Raw genomic sequence first — 23,450 nt, forward strand, 5'->3', positions numbered from 1 at the left:
CCAGATTGTTAACTTATATGCAATGTATGTTGTTTTTCGGTACACTGATGTCAAAAATAAAACAAGGATGCGCACAACATGAACTTGCCTTTAAAACGACCGTCTCAAATTGCACTTATTGTCTCAATAGTATTAGGATTAAGTGCCTGTAGTGATACGACTACAACTACTCAGTTACCTAAAGAAAAAATTGATACTGCTGCGGCAATTGATTTTGTTAATCGAGCTGAAGCCGATTTAGCTAATTTATCAATTGAAGTTAACCGCGCGGAGTGGATTTACTCTAATTTCATTACTGATGATACCGCGGCCTTATCTGCAGCAATGGGAGAAAAAGTCACATCAACATCAGTGCGCTATGCAACTGAAGCAGCAAAATACGCTAACCTAGATTTAGATGCCGTTAATGCACGTAAGCTTAATAGTCTCCGCAGTAGCATAGTATTACCCGCTCCTCTTGATCCCGCTAAAAATGCTGAACTTGCCAGTATAGTCTCACAACTCAATGGATTGTATGGTAAAGGTAAATATTGTTTTGCTGACGGTCGCTGTCTAACTCAACCTGAGTTATCCAATATTATGGCAGAGTCAAAAGACCCCGCCTTATTGTTAGAAGCATGGAAAGGTTGGCGCGAAATAGCTAAACCAATGCGTCCTTTATTTGAACGTGAAGTGGAATTAGCTAATCAAGGCGCACAAGATCTTGGTTACAGCGACTTGTCTGAATTGTGGCGTAGTCAATACGATATGGAACCTGAAGCGTTCTCTGCAGAATTAGACCGCCTATGGGCACAAATTAAACCATTGTATGATTCATTACATTGCTATGTTCGCGGTGAGTTAAATGAACAATACGGTGATGAAGTCGCCCCAAAAACTGGCCCTATCCCGGCACATTTGTTGGGTAATATGTGGGCACAGCAATGGGGGACGATTTATAACAGCGTTGCGCCTAAAGATGCAGACCCAGGTTACAACGTAACCGAACTGTTGGCACAAAATGGTTATGATGAAACTAAAATGGTCAAACAAGCTGAAGGTTTTTTTACCTCACTCGGATTTGGCGCATTACCAGAAACATTTTGGACCCGTTCCATGTTTGTTCAACCTCAAGACCGCGATGTAGTGTGCCATGCTTCGGCGTGGGATTTAGATGATCTTGATGATCTGCGTATAAAAATGTGTATTCAGAAAAATGCCGAAGACTTTACGGTTATTCATCATGAGTTAGGCCATAATTTTTATCAACGCGCTTACAAAAACCAACCTTTTATTTTTAAAAACTCAGCTAACGATGGTTTCCACGAAGCCATAGGTGACACAATAGCACTGTCGATTACGCCTAAGTATTTGCAGCAAATTGGTTTGCTAGAAACGGTACCGGATGCATCTAAAGATATTGGCTTGTTGTTAAAACAAGCGCTAGATAAAATTGCTTTTATGCCTTTTGGGTTAATGATTGATCAATGGCGCTGGCAAGTCTTTAACGGCACCATTAAGCCCGACCAATACAATAAAGCTTGGTGGGATTTACGCGAAAAGTACCAAGGAGTTAACGCGCCCATTGAACGTACTGAAGCCGACTTTGATCCGGGTGCTAAATACCATGTACCAGGCAATGTGCCTTATACACGCTATTTTTTAGCCCATGTACTGCAGTTCCAGTTCCATAAAGCATTGTGTGATATTGCAGGCGACACAGGCCCAGTTCACCGTTGTAGTATTTATGGCAACAAAGAAGCTGGCGCTAAGCTTAATGAAATGCTCGAAATGGGTGCCAGCAAACCTTGGCCTGAAGCCCTAAGTGTTGTGACCGGTTCTGATAAAATGGATGCTAAAGCAGTATTAGATTACTTTGCCCCATTGCAAGTATGGTTAGATGAGCAAAATACACAAGCTAACCGTCAGTGCGGCTGGTAATGCTCGTTTTAGTGAACCAATGCAGATCTCGTTCAATATAATGCAGACATTTAGCATCTAATTTTTTCACTCAATATAATGGCGCTAACAAATATTAGCGCCATTATTATTAATAATGTTAATAAATAATCTCTATAGCTACCTAAATCCGCCACCTTTCCTATTTACATGTGCATTTTCAATTCTTTTTTGCTGTGATTTTTTTAGCATCACAAATACAGCACCTACTCCACCACACTCTGTATTGGCCGAATGATATGCTGTAACGGGTTCGATACACCGTAACCAATGGCATACCGCAGATTTCATTAATGCAGGAAAAGGTTTGCTTTTATAACCCTTACCATGAATAACCAGTAAGTTACGTTCACCGTGTTCATAAGCACTTAATACATAATTAACTAAACTTTCACGCGCCTGTGTAAGTCGATATTGATGTAAATCTAACACGGTATTGGCTCGGTACTTACCCAAGCGGAGTTGATTAAAAACCTGGTCCTGAATACCGTCCATTTTGTAACTCACCACATCATCAGGCTCAAGCTGTTTCAATAAATAGGGATCTGTTGGTAATAACTGTAACAACTCGTGTTGCTCCGCTGCCGCTCGCTTTGCCAGTTGAGCATCTGTTACACTTGATTGATTCAGCCATATTTGGGCTGTTTGCGATTGATGCTCATGTTTAAGGGGGCTCACATCGGCCATTTCTTGTAAAAATAATTCGTCATCACTTAACGACATATGTCTCCTCCTACATACTTTGTAAAGATTATACGCTTTAGCAAAGTCGATGATTAATCTATAGTTACGTTTACGGTATCACTTGCAATTATTGATATACATTAGATAAAAAGAGAACAATTCCTTGAAAAGAATATTGACCTTATTAAATACACTGTGGTTATCTTCATTGCTATTAGCAGTGAGTTTTTGCATAACCTCGTTGAGCGTTTCTGCCGCAGAGCCTATCCCTCATAAGACCTTGAATGCTAATTTTGCAAAATTGACTCACGCTTTTGAACAATTAGATTTAACTACTATGGAGAATTTATACACCGACGATGCTGTGTATATTTCTGAAACACAAGAACGAGGCATTATTAGCGGTAAAGAAAATATTCTAAACTTGTATAGTCGATTTTTTAATAAAATTAAACATAAGAACGCTACACTGGAAGTCGACTTCCGCATACTGGTACGTTACACCGAGCCAAATAGTGCAACCGACATTGGATATTATTTAGTGCGTTTTCATCCAGGAAAAGAGTCTGGTGAACCTATTAGTGAGTTTGCGGGGAAATTTGTCACCGTTTTTACTAAAGACAGTAAACAACAATGGAAAATCAGTGTTGACTCTAACACTCATGCAGCACCACATTTTTACTATGATGCGAAACCGGTACCGAATCTATATTATGGTCGACAGTTTATTGCTGCTTCAGCCACAAAAGAATAAATTCAATGAACAATAATCAGACTTTAGATTCAAAAACAACACATTGTCCTTGTGGCACTTCTCTTACCTACGATCAATGCTGTGAACCATGTCATTCAGGACGTGCTGTGGCAGAGACGCCAGAGCGTTTAATGCGCTCACGATACAGTGCCTTTGTGTTAGCTCATTTTCATTATTTGATTAAGACTCATCATGTTGATTATTTGCAGGGCGTGACCGAGCAGCAACTTGCCCAGGGTAAAATGCAGTGGTTAGGATTAGAGGTGTTGTCATCAACACAACTATCTGAATATGGCGAGGTCACATTTAAAGCCTGGTTTATTGAAGATAACCAATTAGATGCTATTTATGAGTGTTCATCATTTATAAAACGAGACGGTCATTGGTTATATACTGAGGGACAACAAATGCAAACCCGTTTACCTGGCAGAAACGATGCATGTATCTGCAACAGCGGTAAAAAGTTTAAGCAATGTTGCGCAAAACGACTCGGTTAGCATTATATAAATGACGTCAATATCAACTAACAGTATTGATAATAACGCCTTAACTATCTGAGAGTTCTATTTTATGAGCGAACATTAGACTGCTTATTCAAGTTCCAGTATTGCTGCTCATCTATGTAAATACGTGATTTTTAGCTTCGTGAGACTCGATAAATAAAGCAAAATCATTCACCCGTATCGCCGGACTATATAAAAAGCCTTGTGCATGGTGACACGCACTTAAGGCTAAAAACTCTTCTTGCTCTTTAGTCTCGACTCCTTCAGCGGTTATCGAAATGTTAAGTGCCTTTGCCATCGCAATAATAGCACTGACTATTTCACGACTTTCGTGACTAGAAGAGATATCCATAATAAACGAACGATCTATTTTTAATTTTGAAATAGGAAACTGTTTTAGATATTTCATCGAACTATAGCCAGTACCAAAGTCATCAATCGCTAAGCCGACACCCAATTCTGCCAATTCATGGCATAGATTAATGGCATAACGAATATCACCCATGAGTTCAGTTTCAGTGATTTCAAGGATCAAAGTATTGGGTTTAATACGGTAGCGTGTCATTAAACGCCAGACTTGCTCATACAAGTTGCCGCTAAAAAATTGTCGAGCAGCAACATTCACATGCATCGCAATATTAACGTTTCTATGCTGCCATAAATTCAATTGTTTACAGGCGGTTTCTAATACCCATTCACCAATTTGATTTATTATCCCAGTTTGTTCTGCAATTTCGATGAAAGCACCTGGATATAGGACACCTTTTTTAGGATGATTCCAGCGAATTAACGCTTCAGCGCCAATATATTGATTATTTTGCAAATCCATTAATGGTTGATAATACAACTCAAACTCACGACCGCGAATAGCATGGTGTAAATCACGTTCTATTTCTGCTTTAGTGGTAAAGGTTTCTAGTAACGCTTCATTAAAAAATTGATAATGAACATTATTTTTCTTCTTGGCATATTGAAGAGTAATATCAGCACAGGATAACGGGGTAAATAGCCCTACTACAGATTGAATATCTACCACGGCAATCGCTGGTTTAGGTTCTACTTTTTCTCGTGAAATGACTGATGGCGCGGCTAGGTTCATATATAGCCTATCGATCATTTGTTCGATATCAGCTTCCGGTAACATCGACGGCAGTAATACAGCAAATTCATCACTGCCTATTCTCGCGACATCGATAGCATTTGCTGCCAATGCAAAATGTTTCAAACGACGTGCCATTTCAATTAATAAACCATCACCTTGCTCGTGGCCATGAGTATCGTTAAAACGCTTAAAACCCAATAAATCGATAAGAATTAATATTCCATCAGCAGCACGATCTAGGATAGGAATAAAATGACTTCGATTATGTAAACCCGTTAATGAACAATTCCATGCTAATCGTTCTAATTCCGCTTTGTGTAAATATTCAGCCGAATTATCATAACTGGACACTAGCGCATAATGTTTGCCTTGTTCTGTTACAAACGGCGTAACATGATAATTCAACCAATATTCACTGCCATCAACCCGCGCCAGTTTAAGATCACCTTTGACAATCTCACTGTTACGTAACTTGTTAATGATATGGTCAAGTAATTGTGGCGTATTTCTAAATATATCGAGCTTTGAAGCACTGTGGTGCTCAACCGTAGCACGAGGTAATCCGGTCATTTTTTCATGAGCACTGTTAACATATTCAATAATACGACTATCGGTATTGACCAGCATAACTACATGCTCTGATTGCTCAGTAGCATTTCTTAACAAATAAATTTGTTCATTACGATCATAGGTATCACGTGTTGCTAGCGCTAACGCTAACTGATCTGCACATTGAATCGCAAATTGAACATCGGATTTTATCCAATTGACTTCTTCGCACGTTTCTACCGACAAAACACCCTCTATATGACCATTAATTCTGATGGCAATATCGATGCTGGTAGTAATGTTATGGTATTGATAATAATCAGAAAATGTTTCTACAAGATTTATGTGCGGGTTGTCGCTGGATAAAATATATCGATGGGAACGTAATTCATTGAAATATTGAGGATCAACGGTAATTTGTCTCAAATGAGATAAATAACTCAACTTATCGTCAATGTTACTGGCAACTAAGCTGTGTTCACAAATAAAATTGTCAGCCGCAGCAAAACTATCATTGTCGATTTTATGTCTCAATGACCAAACAGATACAAATGATGCCTCAAAATATTCTCGCAGCAGTTGGCATACCAACTCTGCAGTTTTGACGAAATCACCTTGTTGTTTAGCACTGGAATTTACAATTAATTCCAATAAGTGCTGTTGCTCTTTTCGATTCATTTAAATCCCGAAAAATGGCTTCATCACCCTAATTCTTTAATATTATTGACTGATTACACTTGTTATTATGGGTGCTAAATTTCAGAGTATTAGTCAAAATATTACAGTAATACATAGGGAGTAAAACTCGAGTTAAAGGCATTGTGCATATTTAATTAACATAAGCTACTATACCTTTGGTTAAGTAAAGCAGAGTACACGCGATACTCAAAAACAGCAATCCTTTGGTAGTACATTGTTACGCTTTATTAAGATAATTTACTGACTATGCTCAATAGCATAAAAATGTTTATCAACAAGCACATGAAACATTGTTATTTGCATAACATTGGGTACAAATTTACAGTTGATTTTCAAGTTGAAAAATCATCTTCTCCACACTAAAAGCAAACTCAAGTTGTAACGAGATACTGTTATCGACATTTTTAATATCCGCTTTAGTATCAGTAAATCGTTGTTGTGCTATTTGCTGCATCGTTTGAGCTTGCAATAATGCATTATCACCGATGAAACTGAGCACTAATAAGGTATCTTCTGCTTCAACAACAGCACCAATATCGACATAACTACCGCAATCGGTACAACTGTCACTAACATGGCCTTGTTGCTGCTTTATTTGTTTAATCATTACTTCACCCTATTCGTTTATTCACTGTTATTTGCAAATATATCGCAGTTTAGGGAAGCTTTTATTTGCCATGCTCACAAATATCAAAAATTTCTACGTGGCTGTAGTATGCCCAGTGCACCAATCTAAGGCGTTAAGCCAGTTGTAACGATAACGTGTTTGAAATCTTACGCTGGGTGCTAAGTTGATCTAAAAAATGCATGTCTTCTATTGGTGTATGTTGTTGATATGCATTAATAGCTTTATTTTTAGTTAGATAATCACAGTTGCTTAATACTTCGACCATTGCATCAGATTGAGAGCCCCGAATTACTAGCGCTTCTGGTGTTAATGCTTGCTGAAGTTGAAACTGTCTTGCCCCGCATTGCTGAAACACTATCGCATTATCAATAGTATTTGGGTGAACAGAAATATCATCTACTAATAATTGCGGTTGTGGTAAAGCAAATTTATTACGCAACTTTTGCGTGCTATCAACATCATTCTCTAATTGAAATTGAGCCATATCGCGAGCATCAACTGACAACATAGCCAATAGCAAGCCAAATTCACCGCGACGATTGTGTTCAATCGCGACGTTTAATCGGCTCCCTATTTGTAACTCATTGACTAATGTTGACTCAATTTGCATATAAAAACATCACTACTACTGCTCGATGCTATTTTATCGACCAAACAGTCATAAACTTTAGTAATTTATTCAATTTTACACTTTACATACAAAAGGTTTCTGACTACTATGGCGACCGCAATTGAGGAGGGGTTCCCGAGTGGCCAAAGGGATCAGACTGTAAATCTGACGGCTCAGCCTTCGAAGGTTCGAATCCTTCTCCCTCCACCATTTGCGGTGTTGTAAAATGTAAGAACTAAAATGTAAGTTGTTAAGCGTTAAAGTTGTACCGAGTTAGAATGTAAAGAGATAGTAAGAAAAAAGAAAATATGTGGAGGGGTTCCCGAGTGGCCAAAGGGATCAGACTGTAAATCTGACGGCTCAGCCTTCGAAGGTTCGAATCCTTCTCCCTCCACCATCTTTCTTTTATTCATATCTATCTTGCTGTGGAGGGGTTCCCGAGTGGCCAAAGGGATCAGACTGTAAATCTGACGGCTCAGCCTTCGAAGGTTCGAATCCTTCTCCCTCCACCATTTTACATCTTGATTTACTAAGCTTATCGCCTACTAATTCTACTAACAGCATTGCCATATTATCTTGCTAAATATCATCAATCCATTCGTTATTGTCATTAATCCAGCCTACTTATCACTTCTTATTTTCACATTGCTTGTACAAATACTGTAATGCTATCTGCTAATATAAATTAATTTTTCTTTCCCCATCAACATCTAATAATAATTATCTCTCGATGTCGATTAACACTACTTTTAATCTGACATTTTAGTTATTATTTATTCCTTTTCGGAATAACGGATGTTATTGCATGTCATCTACTTGGGTCAATCAGGCCATCGCAAAAATTGAAGCCGATTATCAACGGTCTGCAGATACCCATCTTATAAAATTAGATCTTCCACAACTTGACGGAATAGACATTTATTTAAAAGATGAGAGTACTCATCCTACTGGTAGCTTAAAACATCGCTTGGCTCGGTCATTATTTCTGTATGCGCTGTGTAATGCCTGGATTAAAAAAGATACCCCAATTATTGAGTCTTCATCTGGTAGTACCGCGGTTTCTGAAGCCTATTTTGCTCGATTACTCGGATTACCTTTTATTGCTGTAATGCCAAAGACCACTGCAAAAAAGAAAATTCAACAAATTGAGTTTTATGGTGCTAGATGTCATTTTGTCGATAATGGCAGCCAAATGTATGCAGAGTCGGAAAGATTAGCTGTTGAGTTGCAAGGTCATTATATGGACCAATTCACTTATGCAGAGCGCGCCACCGATTGGCGTGGTAATAACAACATTGCTGATTCTATTTTTAGCCAAATGGAGAAAGAGCCCCACCCTATTCCGAGTTGGATTGTCATGAGCCCAGGTACCGGTGGCACAAGTGCGACTATTGGGCGTTATATTCGCTATCAACAACAAAAAACTCAGCTATGCGTTGTTGATCCTGAAAACTCAGTATTCTATGATTATTTTCACAGCGGTGATGCTACCCTTGTGAGCGATAAAAGCAGTAAAATTGAAGGCATTGGTCGCCCCCGAGTTGAGCCGTCCTTTATTGCAGGGGTGGTAGATAGCATGCTTAAAATTCCTGATGCAGCCTCAATCGCAACAATACAATGGTTAGAGCTACTATTGGGTCGTAAAACGGGCGCATCAACAGGTACAAATCTGTATGGCGTTTTGTTGCTGGCAACACAAATGCGCCAAGCGGGTGAAACAGGCTCAATTGTGACCTTGATTTGTGATGCAGGTGAACGTTATTTAGACACTTATTATAATCCAGAATGGATAAAAAATAATATTGGTTGTTTCGAGCACTATCGAGAAAAACTCGTCGCGTTTAATCAATCAGGTTTACTGCGTTAACCTGTTGAAATTAAAAAGCCGTTGAATATCGATTCAACGGCTTTTTTTGTCTCGTAAAAACAAGTGGTAATAATGAACTGAAAAAACTTTTTAATCTATATTCAGATACTTATGTGTTTGTATCGATAAACGCCAATTACGGCTAATACACACCTTCATGGCGAGCTCTGTTGCACGCGCCTTTTGGCTGATCGGTTGCAAACAGATGGTTTTATCGCTGATATCAATATTGAGTAATAATTTATCTAATTCATCAATATGGTGTTCTGTGGCGATAGGATGTTTAATTTCATTAGCACGGTTTAACGCTTGTTCAAGTACTTTGTAGCCACCTTTCATATTAATTTTAGGTGATACAGTAACCCATACATCTGGATGGCATTTCACTTCAAACGTACCGCTTGTTTCAATTTGAACTTGGTAACCCGCCTTAATAAAATCGGTGGTTAACTCGGTTAAATCATACAAGCAAGGTTCACCACCGGTTAATACTATGTGCTTTGCGGTAAAGCCCTTACCAGCAAACGCTTGCAATAAAGTCTGTCCATTATGATCAGCCCATCGTCCTATAGTGCCATCGACTTGAATAACTTGCTCTGCAGTCACTTTATTCTCAGGTAACACATCCCACGTTTGCTTAGTATCACACCATGCACAACCCACAGGGCAGCCCTGCAAGCGAACAAACAGTGCAGGAACACCAGTATATGAGCCCTCACCTTGTATGGTTTCAAATACTTCGTTAACGGGATATTTCATTGTTTACCTTACTTTTAGAGGCCAGTAGTCACTAGCTGACTAATAATGGGTCGGCATTTATAGAGTATTTTACCGTTAGCTGCAAGTATTTAGCGCTATGGCTTTGCAGTTGGGCCTGGCTTAGGTAAAATATTGATTATATTTACATGAACCACTAGGCGTTGATCACATCGATCTTGCAAGTCAGTTCAGTATGTTAAGAGTATATTCATGTCAGATACAAAGCCAAATACCACCACTAAAGCCCTTGTAGTTTTTAGTGGTGGTCAAGATTCAACCACTTGTCTTATTCAGGCTTTATCACAATATGATGAAGTACATGGCATCACGTTTGATTATGGCCAGCGTCATCGCCAAGAAATTGAAGTGGCAAAATCATTGGCAATAGAATTGAAATTAGCCAGCCATAAAGTGATGGATACGACCTTATTAAACGAGTTAGCCATTTCAGCATTAACCCGCGACGCTATTCCGGTGTCACATGAGTTGATGAATAATGGTTTACCGAATACATTTGTTCCTGGTCGTAATATTTTATTTTTAACTTTGGCGGGTATTTACGCTTATCAATTGGGTTGTAATGCCATTATAACCGGTGTTTGTGAGACCGATTTTTCCGGTTATCCAGATTGCCGTAATGACTTTGTGCAATCTATGCAAAACTCATTAGCGCTAGGAATGGATAAACCTATTAAAATTATTACCCCGTTGATGTGGCTTAATAAAGCGGAAACATGGGCGCTGGCTGACAAATATCAACAATTAGCCTTAGTACAACATCAAACGTTAACTTGTTATAACGGTATTGTGGGTAAAGGTTGTGGTGATTGCCCTGCTTGTGTATTACGTCAACGTGGTTTAGACGATTACCTGCAAAACAGTCAATCAGTGATGGCCTCATTAAACAGTAAAATATAAGCGTATTATTAACACTATTAGCAAAGCAACCGCGTTTTTAATGGGTAAAAAATTACTCCTGTAAACTTAATAGCTGTTTTGCATTACCGTTAACAACGTGTCTTCAGACCCATTGGCCTGAATGATATTTAACGATGGGTATAGAGAATATTTTGCTAAAACATAAATCAAACAGTGTTGGGATTTATCATTTTGTTGTAGTTATCAGCCTTATTTGTATTGGCTTATTTGCAGCAGATGTCTCTACGCCAGCTTTTTTTCCTGTTGATCAGTATTTCAGTTATCAATATGACGCAATTGCTCATGGGCAAGTTTGGCGATTAATCACCGGTAACCTATTACACACTAACTTATGGCATTTACTGATGAACCTAGCCGGATTTTGGGTGATAGTATTTTTGCATGAAGTGCATTACAAATACCATTCAGGTAAGTTGTTGATACTGTTTTTAAGCTTATGTTTACTAGAAGGAATAGGCTTATATCTGTTTTATCCTAGCTTAAAAGCCTATGTTGGCTTAAGTGGTTTATTACACGGATTATTTGCTTTTGGCGCTATAATGGACATCCGCAGAGGCTATCGTTCAGGTTATTTACTGCTGATCGGTGTCATCATCAAGGTGGGATATGAGCAAGTATTTGGCGCTACCGAAAGTATTACCGAACTAATCAATGCGCGAGTGGCAACGGAATCACATCTTGTAGGTCTTATTTGCGGCTTATTGTGTGCGTTGTGTTGGTCTTTAGTTGCTAACCGATTTAAATACCACAAAGTGTCTTAACAGTTACACGCTAACAGCTTGCATATTGTACAACAAACTTTTACTGCACCTGTCGAATGTAATTTTTCATCATAAACAATGAGTCGATGAAGTACTCATTGTTTTGTCATCGGTGGTTAAACTTATTCAGACTTACTACTGAGATCATCCGTGGCAACTGGTATGTCATCTTCTGGCTCAATAGATTGCTCCGCTGTATTTAATTGTGCTCGCTCAACTAATTTATCGTATTCAGCTTGGGTGATAAGATAACTTTTTAAAGGCGGTAATGGTTTTGATGCTCTTTCAGACAGAGGAACTTCAGCCATACCACTGAAATCAACCCGTCCAAATATCAAAGCTATACTAATCACCAAAACATGTATAAAAACTACGATTAAAGTAGTGTACTTACTGCTAGTTACAACAGCTAAAACACGTTGGAATACATTCGCATTAATTGGAGTTTCATCAGACACTAATAACGTTTCATAGTGAGTAGATACGGGGCTTACAGCACCCGTTAATTGCACCTGAATATCATTCGCAAGTTGTTGCCGATACTGTTGCAACTCGTTTTCATCGACAACATCATCTTCAACCTCAACAAAAGGTGTGACGTCTTTGTCAAAATCAATTTTCGCATTATCAATTTGAGGTGATGGCTTATTACCCCACAGCGAATAAGTGCTGTTAGTTATAGAAGATTGATGCGAATTGGCCGGTTGATTTTTTTCAAACATTAAGACTAATCTTCCAAGAATTATTCTGTAAGTATAACGTCAACAATCTAATTGAGTCGCACCTTATTTATGCAGTTAATCACTAATTAGATTAATAAAAGTTAACCCAATCAAGCTCGAAAACAGGATTTGCAGCATGGTAAATAAGTAAAACATTTCAGCTTACACGTGTTCACCTAAATGTAGCTATTTGGATTTGTGGCTGATAAACTAACCTTGTTCAAATAACATTCAGCGTTAATTACAGGATATTATGAATTCACAATCACACACCTTGGCATCTGAGCAAACAGCGCATGCGTCATCCGGTTCAGATTACGGTCATGCTGAAGAAAAAGCCAATGCTGTTTCACATGCATTAGGTGTCGTTGCCGGCATTATTGGTTTAATCCTGATGCTAATAAAAGCACCCGATAGTTTGTCTTTTGTGCAAATGGCTGGGGTATTAATTTATGGCATTAGCATTATTGCATTATTTCTTGCTTCAACCTTATACCATTCGAGTAAAAGTGAACTGTGGAGAAAACGTTTTAAAATGGCAGATCATTGTGCTATTTACACCTTGATTGCCGGTACCTATACCCCATTAATGTTAATCAGTTTACAAAGTTCACAAGCGACCATCGTACTCATCGCTATCTGGTCTTTAGCCTTGGGGGGGTGGTCTTTAAAACATTGTTTATTGGACGTTTTAAGGCTTTTAGCGTGGTACTATATTTAGTGATGGGTTGGTTGTGCGTCACTGTTATTGGCGATTTAAACAGCCAAATGACTGACCTAGGTTTAGGGTTATTGTTTGGTGGGGGGCTATTTTACAGCTTAGGCGTTATTTTCTATGTTGGTAAACGTATTCCATACAACCATGCTGTTTGGCATCTATTTGTTCTCGGCGGCGCATTCAGTCATTTCCTATGTGTTTACCTTACCGTACTATGACGGTTCAAATTACAATACCACCTCTTAAAAAATTGCGGTTGTACAATGGCAGTAGTTTTTCTATTATCTATTGCTAATACACTGCTTTTAGCAACAATACTCGATATGGAATACCATGACTAAGCTGACGCCAATGGAGCGTATATGGTTTATTGTTAATCTTATCCCAAAAGGTGCTGTGCTACCTTATGGCACGGTTGCTGATCTAGCTGGTTTACCAGGGCGAGCTCGTTATGTTTCAAGAGCATTGAAATTAGCACCACAATCGTTAGCACTCCCATGGCATCGGGTTATTAATAGCCAAGGAAAAATATCCTTCACTAATAATAGTGAACCGTTTCGAATCCAACAACAATTACTAAGATTAGATGGGATAGAAGTGAACGCAGGTAAGATTTCATTGTCTCAATATAAATGGCAACCCGATATTGCTACCTTGGTAATGACATTACCCTTTTAACTTCAAGCAATTAACTATTTTCAACTTAAAGGTAATTATACATTGGTCAATAAATTAACTCGCTTATTCACGTTAATCTTGTGTATTAGCCCTGTGGTTGACGCACATGCCTCTGAAAACCAACCACTCACTGCCGATAATGAGTCTACGGTTAAATTGCCTCTGTCAGAAACTGCCGTTATTGCAGAAAAAATTGAGCAAACTATCTCACTAGCATCATTAAGTGACATTGAACAAGCCGCTATTTTATCACCATTAACGGCTCATAGTGCTCAATACAAGGTATTTTACGGCAGCATAGAATTAGGGGTGGCAAATTATCGCTTACCTGCAACCGACAGTGGTTTTTACAGTTATCATTTTGATAGTGATGTTAGTTTATTAATGCTGTCTGATCAACGCCACCTTACCAGTGAATTTACCCTTGAAAACGGCAAATTAGTGCCATTTAGATACATACAAGAACGCACAGGTACCGGCAGTGATTACACTGAACAAACTGCATTTGCTAAAGCGCAGAAATTTATTCATACCATCTACAAACAAGAAGCCCTAAAGCTGCCATACCAAGAAAAAGTATTTGATCCTTTAATGGTCCAATTACAATTCAGAATGGATCTCGCAGCCAATCTACGGCCATTAGATTATAAAATGGTTAAAGAAAAAGAAGTTGATGACTATCAATTTAGAGTATTAGGCAATGAAAAAGTCACTATAGAAAGCGGCACTTACGATACCGTTAAAGTTGAAGTCGTGCGTGATAGCACCAAAAGACAAACATTTTTCTGGATGGCGCCGGATTTAGCTTATCTGCCAGTTCGATTAAGTCACTTTTCAAAAGGCAGTAAGCAACTGGATATTCAGCTAGCAAGCTACCAATATGAAAAGCCTTTACCGCCTATGACACCAATCGTTATTGATGGCCCTAAAGATCAAGGTTCGGCTGCTATTGATGAGCTTGCCGTAGTAGCTGAAAGTGAGACCGATATTAGTGAGTCTGAATTGGACGAGATTAAGCAATTAGCTGCGGATTAACTCACCTTGACGAAATAACTTCCACTCACCGGGCTGTAAAACAACCCAATTCTCATTGTTGGTTAATGGGCGAGTCGCAATAACAGTTACCACGTCATTTGGCGTGGTTTCTTGACTAAAATCGATGACAACATCAGTATCAATTAAAGTTGCCTGGCCAAATGGCGCCCTGCGGGTGATATGGCACAAATTATTCGTACAATATGTCATTAAATCTATACCATTGCTCAACAACATATTAAACACGCCCAGTTGTCTTATCTCATCGGCAAGTTGGCTTATATACTCAAATACATTCGTCATACTTTCAGGTTCAAAATCGCCAAACTTATTGACCACCGATTCCAATATCCAACAAAAAGCCAATTCACTGTCGGTATCCCCTACAGGTTGAAAACGAGACACGGCAAATTTCGCTTGGTAATCTGATAATTGACCATTATGTGCGTAGGTCCAATAGCGGCCCCATAGCTCACGGCTAAATGGATGAGTATTGACCAAAGAAACACAGCCACGATTAGCTTGACGAATATGGCTTATAACTATCTCGCTTTTAATCGGATATGACTTAATCAACTGTGCAATATGTGATTTACTGCTAGGACAAGCATCTTTAAACGTGCGGTTTCCTTTGCCTTCATAAAAGGTAATCCCCCAACCATCAACATGAGGACCGGTTATTCCGCCTCGCTCAGCCAAGCCTGTAAAACTAAACACAATATCTGTTGGCACATTGGCACTCATCGCCAGTAATTCACACATTAGCCTTGCCTTTTTAGTTGCTATATTGAGCTAAACACTTTTCATAAACGTATTGTATCGAGTAAGCCAATTGAGTGGAATATTTCTAACACACAAATATTTAAACAATTGTTTGAATAATACTTGTATTCGAGGCGGCATAAGGTTAACTTTTAAGTGACACAGGTCTGACCACAATCTTTCTTGTGAATGAGATCAACAATAAATAAGCTATCTTGCCTACATAAATAGCTTTAAGGAGAAGTACAGTGACCACCCTACTTTGGATCATCGCGATGATCTTTGTGCTCGGCGCGATGGCATACTTAAGAGTATCGCTATTATCAACAACGATTGCTGCGGCGATTGTGTTAGTCGTTGGTAGCACTATGGACATTATTGGTGTAATTACATGGATTGTATTCCTTGTTATTGCACTTCCGTTAAACATAAAATCATTCAGACAAAACTTTATCAGTCGTCCACTGATAAAAGTGTATCGCGGTATCATGCCAGAAATGTCTTCTACAGAAAAAGAAGCTATTGAAGCCGGTACAACGTGGTGGGAAGCAGATTTATTTGCCGGTAATCCTAACTGGAGCAAATTACATAACTATCCTAAAGCGCGGTTAACTGCAGATGAGCAAGCATTCTTAGATGGTCCTGTTGAAGAAGTTTGTAAAATGACTAATCAACACCAGGTTTCACATGTGCTTGGTGATTTACCTCAGGACATATGGCAGTTCCTTAAAGACAATGGCTTCTTTGCCATGATCATTAAGAAAAAGTATGGCGGTTTAGAATACTCTGCTTATGCCCAGTCTTGCGTACTGCAAAAACTCGCAGGCGTGAGTAGCGAATTAGCATCAACAGTCGGTGTGCCTAACTCGTTAGGCCCTGGTGAGTTGTTACAACACTATGGAACTAAAGATCAGCAAGATCATTATTTGCCTCGTTTAGCCCAAGGTTTAGAAGTGCCATGTTTTGCACTCACTAGTCCAGAAGCAGGCAGCGATGCGGGTTCTATTCCAGATTTTGGTGTGGTATGTAAAGGTGAATTCCAAGGCGAAGAAGTGCTTGGTATGAAGCTAACCTGGAACAAACGTTATATTACCCTAGCACCTGTTGCGACGGTATTAGGTTTAGCGTTTAAACTGCGCGATCCGGATCACCTATTAGGTGATAAAGAAGAATTAGGTATCACTTGTGCGCTTATCCCTACGGATATTCCAGGTGTTGAAACTGGTCGTCGTCATTTTCCATTGAACTGTATGTTCCAAAATGGTCCAACACGCGGCAACGAAGTGTTTGTGCCATTAAGCTTCATTATTGGTGGTCCAGAAATGGCCGGCCAAGGTTGGAGAATGTTAGTTGAATGTTTATCTGTGGGTCGTGGTATTACCCTACCGTCAAACTCAGCTGGTGGCGTAAAAACAGCTGCTGTTGCAACGGGCGCTTATGCACGTATTCGTCGTCAATTTAAGTTACCAATTGGTAAGTTAGAAGGCATCGAAGAGCCAATGGCACGTTTAGGCGGTAATGCTTATCTTATGGACGCTGTAGCAACTCTTACTACAACGGCGATTGATTTAGGTGAAAAACCATCGGTTGTATCCGCTATCGTTAAATTCCATTTAACCGACAGAATGCAGAAATGCATTATTGATGCGATGGATATTCACGGTGGTAAAGGTGTATGTCTGGGACCAAATAACTACTTAGGCCGTGGCTACCAAGCCGCACCTATTGCGATTACCGTTGAAGGTGCCAACATTCTAACTCGTTCAATGATTATTTATGGACAAGGGGCTATCCGCTGTCATCCATATGTATTGGCCGAAATGGAATCAGCATTTGATACCGATGCAAGCCGTGGTTTAGCTAATTTTGACGCTGCAATCTTTGGTCATATTGGTTTTGCAACGTCTAACTTTATTCGTAGTTTTTGGATGGGCTTAACCTCATCTCATTTCTCAAATAGCCCTTATTCAGATAAAACCAAACGTTACTACCAGCAGATGAACCGTTTCAGTGCTAACTTAGCGTTATTGTCTGACTTAGCAATGGCTACACTAGGTGGTAATCTAAAACGTAAAGAACGTATTTCTGCACGTTTAGGTGACTTATTGAGCCAACTATACCTGACTTCTGCAACGTTAAAACGTTATGAAGATGATGGCCGTTTAACTGAAGATTTACCTTTAGTACAATGGGCTGTTGAAGATTCATTATACAAGTTACAAGATTCATTAGATGACTTACTTAACAACTTCCCAATGGGTCTTGGTATTGCACTACGTGCGGTTATCTTCCCGTTTGGTCGTCCAATTAAGCGTCCTAGTGATGTGTTAGATCATAAAGTGGCTAAGATCATGCAAACGCCTTGTGCGAGCCGTGACCGTTTAGGCAAAGGTCAGTTCTGGACTCCCTCTGAGTTCAACCCTGTCGGTATCCAAGAACAGACGTTCAAAGATATCCTTGCCGCAGAACCACTGTACGATAAAGTCTGTAAAGCTGCTGGTAAACGTCTGCCATTTATGTGGTTAGACAAAATTGCTGCAGAAGGTAAAGCGCTTGGTGTGTTAAGCGACAGCGAAATCGCTTTACTTGAACAAGCTGAAATTGGTCGCTTGAAATCAATTAACGTTGATGACTTCGATACCGATGAACTTCGTGCGCAACTTGCACCAAAAGCAAAGCAAGAAAGAGCAGCTTAGCTGCTAGGTTTTTGACCTAAAAATAAAAAGGGTAAAGCGCAAGCTTTACCCTTTTTTATATTGACACATTAATCATATCGCTAAAGGACTAAGATGAAACACCTTACAGGATTACAATTAATGCAAGCCATGCTTAACGGCGATATCCCTGCTCCTTCAATTACCCAAACCATGCCAATGGCCGCTATTGAAGTCTGCGAAGGCCAAGTCACCTTCGAAGCCTTCGCTGATGAGCGTCATCTCAATCCGATGGGCGGCGTGCATGGTGGTTTTGCCGCCACTGTACTGGACTCAGCAACCGCATGTGCAGTCCATTCAGCTTTACCAGCTGGTGTCGGTTACTCAACTATTGATTTGAATATTAAAATGGTGCGCCCAGTGCCACAAAAGCAACGTTTATTAGCCAAAGGCAGTGTGATGAACTTGTCTAAGTCATTGGGTATTGCACAAGCAACCTTAACCACTGAAGACGGTAAATTATTAGCTACGGCAACAGCAAGCTGCCTGATTCTTCGCGGTAAATAGCCAACATAATTAAACCGAGTCAGATTCGAAAATGGGTCACCTATTTTTATTAATAATGTCGATTAAAGGTCAGTACTGAAGCGATTATAAGTCTGTCTAACCCAGGTAATGAGATAAAAAGCTATTTTATAAGTGCAAATAAATCAGAGTCGAAACGAGTTAACTAAAAAAGCCAGTCATTTATATGACTGGCTTTTTGATATGCTTATTTAAGTACTTTGGCTAATATTAATCGTCTTGTAATTCGATTTCTAACTGCTTAGCAACCGCTTCCGGTGAACTACTGTTACGAGCAAATAAGCTGTAAGCAACCGGAATAACAATCAAAGTAAAGAACGTCGCCAGTAAAATGCCTGATAACACCACAACACCTATAACAAAACGGGTTTCAGCCCCAGCTCCTGAGGCCATCACTAATGGAATCGCGCCTGCTGCTGTGGTTATACCTGTCATTAAAATAGGACGTAACCGCTGCGTAGACGCCTGTAAAATAGCTTGCTGAAATTCAACTCCGCGGTCGCGCAGTTGATTAGAGAACTCAACAATCAAAATACCATTTTTAGCCGCTAAGCCTATTAACATAATAATACCAATTTGACTGTATATGTTAATACTCTGACCTGTTAACCACAGACCCACAAGCGCACCTAAAGTGGCGAGCGGAACGGTTAGCATGATCACCATAGGATGAATAAAGCTCTCAAACTGAGCAGCTAAGACTAAAAATACAATACCTAAAGCCAGTGCAAAAACAAAGTTCATTGAGCTACCTGACTCTTGATAGTCAAGTGATGGACCTTTATAGCTTATTACCGCTTCAGCAGGTAAATAAGTCGCAGCAAGGTCATTCATGTAATCTAATGCTTCACCTAGGCTATAATCAGCCGCTAAATTAGCTTCTAAGGTGATTGAACGCATACGGTTGTATCGATTCAATGAACTTGCATCAGCAAACTCTTCAACTGAGACTAAATTCGATAGTGGGATCAGTTCTTGCGAGCGATCTGAACGTACATAGATGTTTTCCATGTCCGTCGCAGTGCTTTGATTATCACGATTACCCTCCACTATTACATCGTACTCTTCACCATCACGCATAAAGGTAGTCACTAAACGCGAACCTAGCATTGACTCGAGAGTTCGACCAATATGAGAAATAGACACGCCTAAATCTGCTGCACGTTCACGATCTATCACCACCCGCAATTGCGGTTTAGTCTCTTGGTAATCATGATCTAAGCCAACAATATTATGATTATCTTTGGCTTTTTCAATCATAATGTCCCGCCACTGCGCAAGTTCTTCGTAGCTTGGACCACCAATGACAAACTGCACCGGTTTCCCTACGCCACGCCCAAAAGCTTGGCGCATAATAGGGAACGCTCTAATGCCTGCTAAATCAGCTAAACGATTACGAATATCGACAATGATTTCGTTGGCACTGCGACGCTCAGCCCAATCTTCGAGCACAATAATAGCCATGCCATTAGAAAAATCAGCAGCAGTTCCAAAACCACGAGGGGCACGGATCAATAAGCGCTTAATTTCGCCAGTTTCAACCAACGGCATTAAACGCCCTTCCACTTCGTCCATGTATTTTTCAATGTATTCGAAGCTGGCACCTTGTGGACCGTTTACGATTAAGAACATCGCTCCGCGGTCTTCTTGCGGAGCAAATTCTTGTGGCACTTTGTTGATTAAATAACCACTCAGCCCAAACGCTATGAGTACCACTAACGATACTAACACCGGCCGTTTCATCCCGGTTTTGAGACTCACTAAATACCAGCCAGATAAGGTATTCATCATCTTATCGACTTGCTTAACCAACCACGGGTCTTGCCCTGCTGGCTTGAGTAATTTAGAACACATCATTGGTGTTAGCGTTAACGCGACAATACTCGAAAATATCACCGCCGCACTCATGGTTACGGCAAACTCTTTAAACAACTTGCCTAAATCACCCTCTAAAAAGGTAATGGGCATAAACACAGCAACCAGCACGAGTGTTGTTGCAACTACAGCAAACCCCACTTCGCGCGCACCTAAGAAGGCCGCCTTTAAAGGTGAATCACCATTTTCGATACGTCGATGAATGTTTTCTAGCATCACAATCGCATCATCAACCACCATACCAATCGCCAGGATCATCGCGAGTAAGGTTAATAAATTAATGGTGTAACCAAGTGCATAAAGTACAATAAAGGTGCCAAGCAAAGACACTGGCACTGTGATAGCAGGGATTAACATTGCCCTCACCGAGCCTAGAAATAAATAAATCACCACAATGACTAATACCATGGCAATAAACAGGGTTTGGTATACTTCATCAATAGAGGCTTCAATAAATACCGAGCTGTCGTATGAGCGCTTAATCTGCATACCCGCTGGTAATGTTGGGTTAAGCTTATCCACTAAGGCATTGGCCGCTCGCGCCACTTCTAGAGTGTTTGCGGTTGATTGTTTACTCACCCCTAACCCAATCATGGATTCTTTATTGCCCCTGAAGATAATCCGTTCTTCTTCAGAGCCAATTTCAACTTTTGCCACATCGCCGAGCTTAACTAAGTAGCCGTCATCACCTTGGGTAATCACCAAGTTTGAAAAATCTTCGGCCGTTTTAAATACCCTGTCTAAACGAACGGTAAAATGGCGTTCTTTTGATTCAATTGATCCTGCAGGTAATTCAACGTTTTCAGAACGTAATGCCGTTTCAACGTCTGACACGGTTAAATTGCGTGACGCTAATGCTTGCCGGTCAATCCAAATGCGCAAGGCATATACTTTACCGCCACCTAAACGCAGCGTGGATACACCATCGATAACCGAAAAGCGGTCCACTAAATAGCGGTTGGCATAATCTGTTAACTGCAAGATATCCATTTGGTCTGACACCAAATTGAGCCACATAATAACTTCGTCGCTGCCGTTGGCCTTGTAAATCGAAGGCGCATCTGCCTCTTCGGGTAATTGCTCCAATAAACCAGAAATACGGTCACGAACATCGTTGGTCGCGGCTTCAATATCACGATTAATATCAAACTCAATGGTCACACTTGAGCGACCATCGCTACTAGACGAACTGATATGACGAATGCCTTCTACGCCACTAATTTGATCTTCAATCAGCTGAGTAATCCGACTTTCTACGACGGAGGCACTGGCACCACGATAGCTGGTTTCCACCGACACAATTGGTGGATCAATGTTGGGATATTCACGTAACGGTAATTTTCCAAATGACACTAAACCTAATACAACAAGTAAAATACTGATAACAGAAGCTAAAACCGGCCTTTTAACCGATAAGTCAGTTAATATCATGCCGACTTCTCCATACCTTCTACTTGAACAAACTTAAAGTTTTCAGCTTGCTGTACTGTAACTTCATCACCAGGACGCACTTTTAGAATACCGCGAATAATCACTTGTTGACCGACTTCAAGCCCCTGGGTAATCTCAACCCAACCACGGGTACGTGTACCTAAAGTCACTTGTACTTGCTCTACTTTATTTTCAGCGCTAACAATATAAACAAAGTGTTTGTTTTGAATAGGGATAATAGCGGCTTCGGGTAACAGCAGTGCTTCACGACTTTGTTTAATAAGACGGACTTTCATCAACATACCAGGCAATAACTTAAAATCGTCATTAGGCATTACCGCACGCACAACTACAGCTCGGGTATCAGGGTTTACGCGGGTGTCAATTGACGTAACAACGCCTTTGAATATCTGTTCAGGGTATGCAACCGCTCTGGCTTCAACGAGTTTACCTGGCTGTAACTCTTGAATAAAACGTTCTGGTACAGAAAAGTCTAATTTAATTTTACTGACATCATCTAAAGTACTGATTTGCTCACCAGGACTAACTAAGCTGCCGACACTCACTTGGCGTAGGCCTAACTTGCCTGCAAAGGGTGCTTTAATTGCACGATCTTCAAGAGCCGCTTTTGCCTGCTGAACTTCTGCGCGGGTGGTATCAATTAAACTTTGTAAACGATCGCGCTCTAATTCAGCAATCGTTTTACTGGTAACCAGTGAACGGATACGATCTAATTCGCGGAGATTTTCAACTAACTTAATTTCGGTAACGGCTACTTTAGCTTTATGTTCGTCATTTCTCAGCTGCACTAAAAGCGTACCCCTTTCAACTAAATCACCATCATTAAAATTAATCTTAGTCACTATTTCAGTCACTTTGGATGTCACGATAATCGATTCAAATGCTTTGCCTGTGCCTAACGCTTCTACTTCATCACGAATAGGCATAATTTCAACGCTGGCAACAACAACATTAGGGATAGGCCTAGGGCGTTGAACTATCTCTTCTTTAGGAGACATTAAATAGTAGGCCGACAGTGCGACGAGCACTACGACAATCAGTAGGATTATCTTTTTCATTGTGATTCCGTAACCATTAAAGGCTAAATGAATTATATAGAGGATTAATGAGCTACTGTAATTGTACTTAGCAATAAATCTACAGCAAGCCGTTTTACTTTTGCTTACAAATTACGAA

19 protein-coding genes, 3 tRNA genes and 1 pseudogene are annotated in these 23,450 nt (G+C 40.0%); 14 read left to right on the forward strand and 9 right to left on the reverse strand.

Going from position 1 to position 23,450, the window contains the following annotated elements:
- Positions 1 to 78: 78 nt before the first annotated feature.
- A complete protein-coding gene (locus EGC82_RS12125; protein ID WP_124730994.1) occupies positions 79 to 1,920 on the forward strand; it encodes a M2 family metallopeptidase in 1,842 nt (613 codons plus the stop codon).
- A 138-nt stretch (positions 1,921 to 2,058) separates the two neighbouring features.
- On the opposite strand, the gene smrA is transcribed toward EGC82_RS12125, so the two are convergent.
- Positions 2,059 to 2,661 (reverse strand): DNA endonuclease SmrA, encoded by a 603-nt coding sequence (smrA, locus tag EGC82_RS12130; RefSeq protein WP_124730995.1) that lies wholly within the window; start codon positions 2,659 to 2,661, stop codon positions 2,059 to 2,061.
- A 124-nt stretch (positions 2,662 to 2,785) separates the two neighbouring features.
- Between smrA and EGC82_RS12135 the strand changes: the two genes are divergently transcribed.
- On the forward strand, positions 2,786 to 3,376 hold the full coding sequence (locus EGC82_RS12135; RefSeq protein ID WP_244212460.1) for a DUF4440 domain-containing protein: 591 nt from the start codon (positions 2,786 to 2,788) through the stop codon (positions 3,374 to 3,376).
- A gap of 5 nt (positions 3,377 to 3,381) precedes the next feature.
- Positions 3,382 to 3,873, forward strand: a complete 492-nt coding sequence (locus tag EGC82_RS12140; RefSeq protein ID WP_124730996.1) for a YchJ family protein — start codon at positions 3,382 to 3,384, stop codon at positions 3,871 to 3,873.
- A 121-nt stretch (positions 3,874 to 3,994) separates the two neighbouring features.
- Here the strand turns inward: EGC82_RS12140 and EGC82_RS12145 are convergent, their stop codons facing one another.
- From EGC82_RS12145 to EGC82_RS12155, 3 genes are all read right to left on the reverse strand, one after another.
- Positions 3,995 to 6,208 (reverse strand): sensor domain-containing phosphodiesterase, encoded by a 2,214-nt coding sequence (locus EGC82_RS12145; RefSeq protein ID WP_124730997.1) that lies wholly within the window; start codon positions 6,206 to 6,208, stop codon positions 3,995 to 3,997.
- A 340-nt stretch (positions 6,209 to 6,548) separates the two neighbouring features.
- On the reverse strand, positions 6,549 to 6,836 hold the full coding sequence (locus tag EGC82_RS12150) for a DUF406 family protein (RefSeq protein WP_124730998.1): 288 nt from the start codon (positions 6,834 to 6,836) through the stop codon (positions 6,549 to 6,551).
- A gap of 133 nt (positions 6,837 to 6,969) precedes the next feature.
- Positions 6,970 to 7,467, reverse strand: a complete 498-nt coding sequence (locus EGC82_RS12155; protein ID WP_124730999.1) for a VC2046/SO_2500 family protein — start codon at positions 7,465 to 7,467, stop codon at positions 6,970 to 6,972.
- 125 nt (positions 7,468 to 7,592) lie between these two features.
- On the opposite strand from EGC82_RS12155, the gene EGC82_RS12160 reads away from it, so the two are divergent.
- From EGC82_RS12160 to EGC82_RS12175, 4 genes are all read left to right on the forward strand, one after another.
- Positions 7,593 to 7,677: transfer RNA gene (locus tag EGC82_RS12160), tRNA-Tyr, on the forward strand.
- A 102-nt stretch (positions 7,678 to 7,779) separates the two neighbouring features.
- Positions 7,780 to 7,864 (forward strand) — tRNA-Tyr (locus EGC82_RS12165).
- 30 nt (positions 7,865 to 7,894) lie between these two features.
- Positions 7,895 to 7,979 (forward strand) — tRNA-Tyr (locus EGC82_RS12170).
- Positions 7,980 to 8,272: 293 nt separating this feature from the next.
- A complete protein-coding gene (locus EGC82_RS12175) occupies positions 8,273 to 9,334 on the forward strand; it encodes a PLP-dependent cysteine synthase family protein (RefSeq protein ID WP_124731000.1) in 1,062 nt (353 codons plus the stop codon).
- A gap of 90 nt (positions 9,335 to 9,424) precedes the next feature.
- Here the strand turns inward: EGC82_RS12175 and queE are convergent, their stop codons facing one another.
- Complete coding sequence (gene queE / locus EGC82_RS12180) at positions 9,425 to 10,093, reverse strand: 7-carboxy-7-deazaguanine synthase QueE (protein WP_124731001.1); 669 nt, start codon at positions 10,091 to 10,093, stop codon at positions 9,425 to 9,427.
- A gap of 210 nt (positions 10,094 to 10,303) precedes the next feature.
- Between queE and queC the strand changes: the two genes are divergently transcribed.
- Together queC and rrtA are read left to right on the forward strand one after the other, a co-directional pair.
- On the forward strand, positions 10,304 to 11,011 hold the full coding sequence (gene queC, locus EGC82_RS12185) for a 7-cyano-7-deazaguanine synthase QueC (RefSeq protein WP_124731002.1): 708 nt from the start codon (positions 10,304 to 10,306) through the stop codon (positions 11,009 to 11,011).
- Between the two features lie 152 nt (positions 11,012 to 11,163).
- A complete protein-coding gene (rrtA, locus tag EGC82_RS12190) occupies positions 11,164 to 11,793 on the forward strand; it encodes a rhombosortase (RefSeq protein WP_244212461.1) in 630 nt (209 codons plus the stop codon).
- A 122-nt stretch (positions 11,794 to 11,915) separates the two neighbouring features.
- Here the strand turns inward: rrtA and EGC82_RS12195 are convergent, their stop codons facing one another.
- A complete protein-coding gene (locus EGC82_RS12195) occupies positions 11,916 to 12,515 on the reverse strand; it encodes a hypothetical protein (protein ID WP_124731004.1) in 600 nt (199 codons plus the stop codon).
- A 253-nt stretch (positions 12,516 to 12,768) separates the two neighbouring features.
- Here EGC82_RS12195 and trhA point away from each other — a divergent pair.
- The 3 genes and pseudogenes from trhA to EGC82_RS12210 all read left to right on the forward strand — a co-directional run bounded on the left by trhA (position 12,769) and on the right by EGC82_RS12210 (position 14,946).
- Positions 12,769 to 13,451, forward strand: a pseudogene (gene trhA, locus EGC82_RS12200) (PAQR family membrane homeostasis protein TrhA).
- 115 nt (positions 13,452 to 13,566) lie between these two features.
- Entirely contained in the window at positions 13,567 to 13,911 is a 345-nt protein-coding gene (locus EGC82_RS12205; protein WP_124731005.1) for an MGMT family protein, read from the forward strand.
- A 204-nt stretch (positions 13,912 to 14,115) separates the two neighbouring features.
- The gene (locus EGC82_RS12210) at positions 14,116 to 14,946 is read left to right on the forward strand and encodes a DUF3108 domain-containing protein (RefSeq protein ID WP_415837637.1); all 831 of its coding nucleotides are present in this window, start codon (positions 14,116 to 14,118) and stop codon (positions 14,944 to 14,946) included.
- Here EGC82_RS12210 and EGC82_RS12215 read toward each other — a convergent pair.
- Positions 14,932 to 15,708, reverse strand: a complete 777-nt coding sequence (locus EGC82_RS12215) for a class II glutamine amidotransferase (RefSeq protein ID WP_124731006.1) — start codon at positions 15,706 to 15,708, stop codon at positions 14,932 to 14,934. The genes EGC82_RS12210 and EGC82_RS12215 overlap by 15 nt on opposite strands.
- A gap of 248 nt (positions 15,709 to 15,956) precedes the next feature.
- Here EGC82_RS12215 and fadE point away from each other — a divergent pair, with 248 nt between their 5' ends.
- A complete protein-coding gene (gene fadE, locus EGC82_RS12220) occupies positions 15,957 to 18,404 on the forward strand; it encodes an acyl-CoA dehydrogenase FadE (protein WP_124731007.1) in 2,448 nt (815 codons plus the stop codon).
- A 93-nt stretch (positions 18,405 to 18,497) separates the two neighbouring features.
- Positions 18,498 to 18,929, forward strand: coding sequence for a PaaI family thioesterase (locus EGC82_RS12225; protein ID WP_124731008.1), 432 nt, complete (start codon positions 18,498 to 18,500; stop codon positions 18,927 to 18,929).
- 228 nt (positions 18,930 to 19,157) lie between these two features.
- On the opposite strand, the gene EGC82_RS12230 is transcribed toward EGC82_RS12225, so the two are convergent.
- Together EGC82_RS12230 and EGC82_RS12235 are read right to left on the reverse strand one after the other, a co-directional pair.
- Positions 19,158 to 22,253, reverse strand: a complete 3,096-nt coding sequence (locus EGC82_RS12230) for an efflux RND transporter permease subunit (protein ID WP_124731009.1) — start codon at positions 22,251 to 22,253, stop codon at positions 19,158 to 19,160.
- Positions 22,250 to 23,332, reverse strand: coding sequence for an efflux RND transporter periplasmic adaptor subunit (locus tag EGC82_RS12235; RefSeq protein ID WP_124731010.1), 1,083 nt, complete (start codon positions 23,330 to 23,332; stop codon positions 22,250 to 22,252). The genes EGC82_RS12230 and EGC82_RS12235 overlap by 4 nt, the downstream gene beginning before the upstream one ends.
- Positions 23,333 to 23,450: the final 118 nt, after the last annotated feature.

This window comes from Shewanella livingstonensis (genome assembly GCF_003855395.1).
GTDB lineage: Bacteria > Pseudomonadota > Gammaproteobacteria > Enterobacterales > Shewanellaceae > Shewanella > Shewanella livingstonensis.

Bases quoted from the DNA above. Each gene is read 5' to 3' on its own strand.
- EGC82_RS12175 (WP_124731000.1), top strand. From the start codon at position 8,273: ATGTCATCTACTTGGGTCAATCAGGCCATCGCAAAAATTGAAGCCGAT.
- EGC82_RS12150 (WP_124730998.1), bottom strand. From the start codon at position 6,836: ATGATTAAACAAATAAAGCAGCAACAAGGCCATGTTAGTGACAGTTGT.
- EGC82_RS12230 (WP_124731009.1), bottom strand. From the start codon at position 22,253: ATGATATTAACTGACTTATCGGTTAAAAGGCCGGTTTTAGCTTCTGTT.
- EGC82_RS12235 (WP_124731010.1), bottom strand. From the start codon at position 23,332: ATGAAAAAGATAATCCTACTGATTGTCGTAGTGCTCGTCGCACTGTCG.
- EGC82_RS12215 (WP_124731006.1), bottom strand. From the start codon at position 15,708: ATGTGTGAATTACTGGCGATGAGTGCCAATGTGCCAACAGATATTGTG.
- EGC82_RS12125 (WP_124730994.1), top strand. From the start codon at position 79: ATGAACTTGCCTTTAAAACGACCGTCTCAAATTGCACTTATTGTCTCA.
- EGC82_RS12140 (WP_124730996.1), top strand. From the start codon at position 3,382: ATGAACAATAATCAGACTTTAGATTCAAAAACAACACATTGTCCTTGT.
- EGC82_RS12145 (WP_124730997.1), bottom strand. From the start codon at position 6,208: ATGAATCGAAAAGAGCAACAGCACTTATTGGAATTAATTGTAAATTCC.
- queE (WP_124731001.1), bottom strand. From the start codon at position 10,093: ATGAAATATCCCGTTAACGAAGTATTTGAAACCATACAAGGTGAGGGC.
- EGC82_RS12205 (WP_124731005.1), top strand. From the start codon at position 13,567: ATGACTAAGCTGACGCCAATGGAGCGTATATGGTTTATTGTTAATCTT.
- smrA (WP_124730995.1), bottom strand. From the start codon at position 2,661: ATGTCGTTAAGTGATGACGAATTATTTTTACAAGAAATGGCCGATGTG.
- queC (WP_124731002.1), top strand. From the start codon at position 10,304: ATGTCAGATACAAAGCCAAATACCACCACTAAAGCCCTTGTAGTTTTT.
- EGC82_RS12225 (WP_124731008.1), top strand. From the start codon at position 18,498: ATGAAACACCTTACAGGATTACAATTAATGCAAGCCATGCTTAACGGC.
- EGC82_RS12155 (WP_124730999.1), bottom strand. From the start codon at position 7,467: ATGCAAATTGAGTCAACATTAGTCAATGAGTTACAAATAGGGAGCCGA.
- EGC82_RS12195 (WP_124731004.1), bottom strand. From the start codon at position 12,515: ATGTTTGAAAAAAATCAACCGGCCAATTCGCATCAATCTTCTATAACT.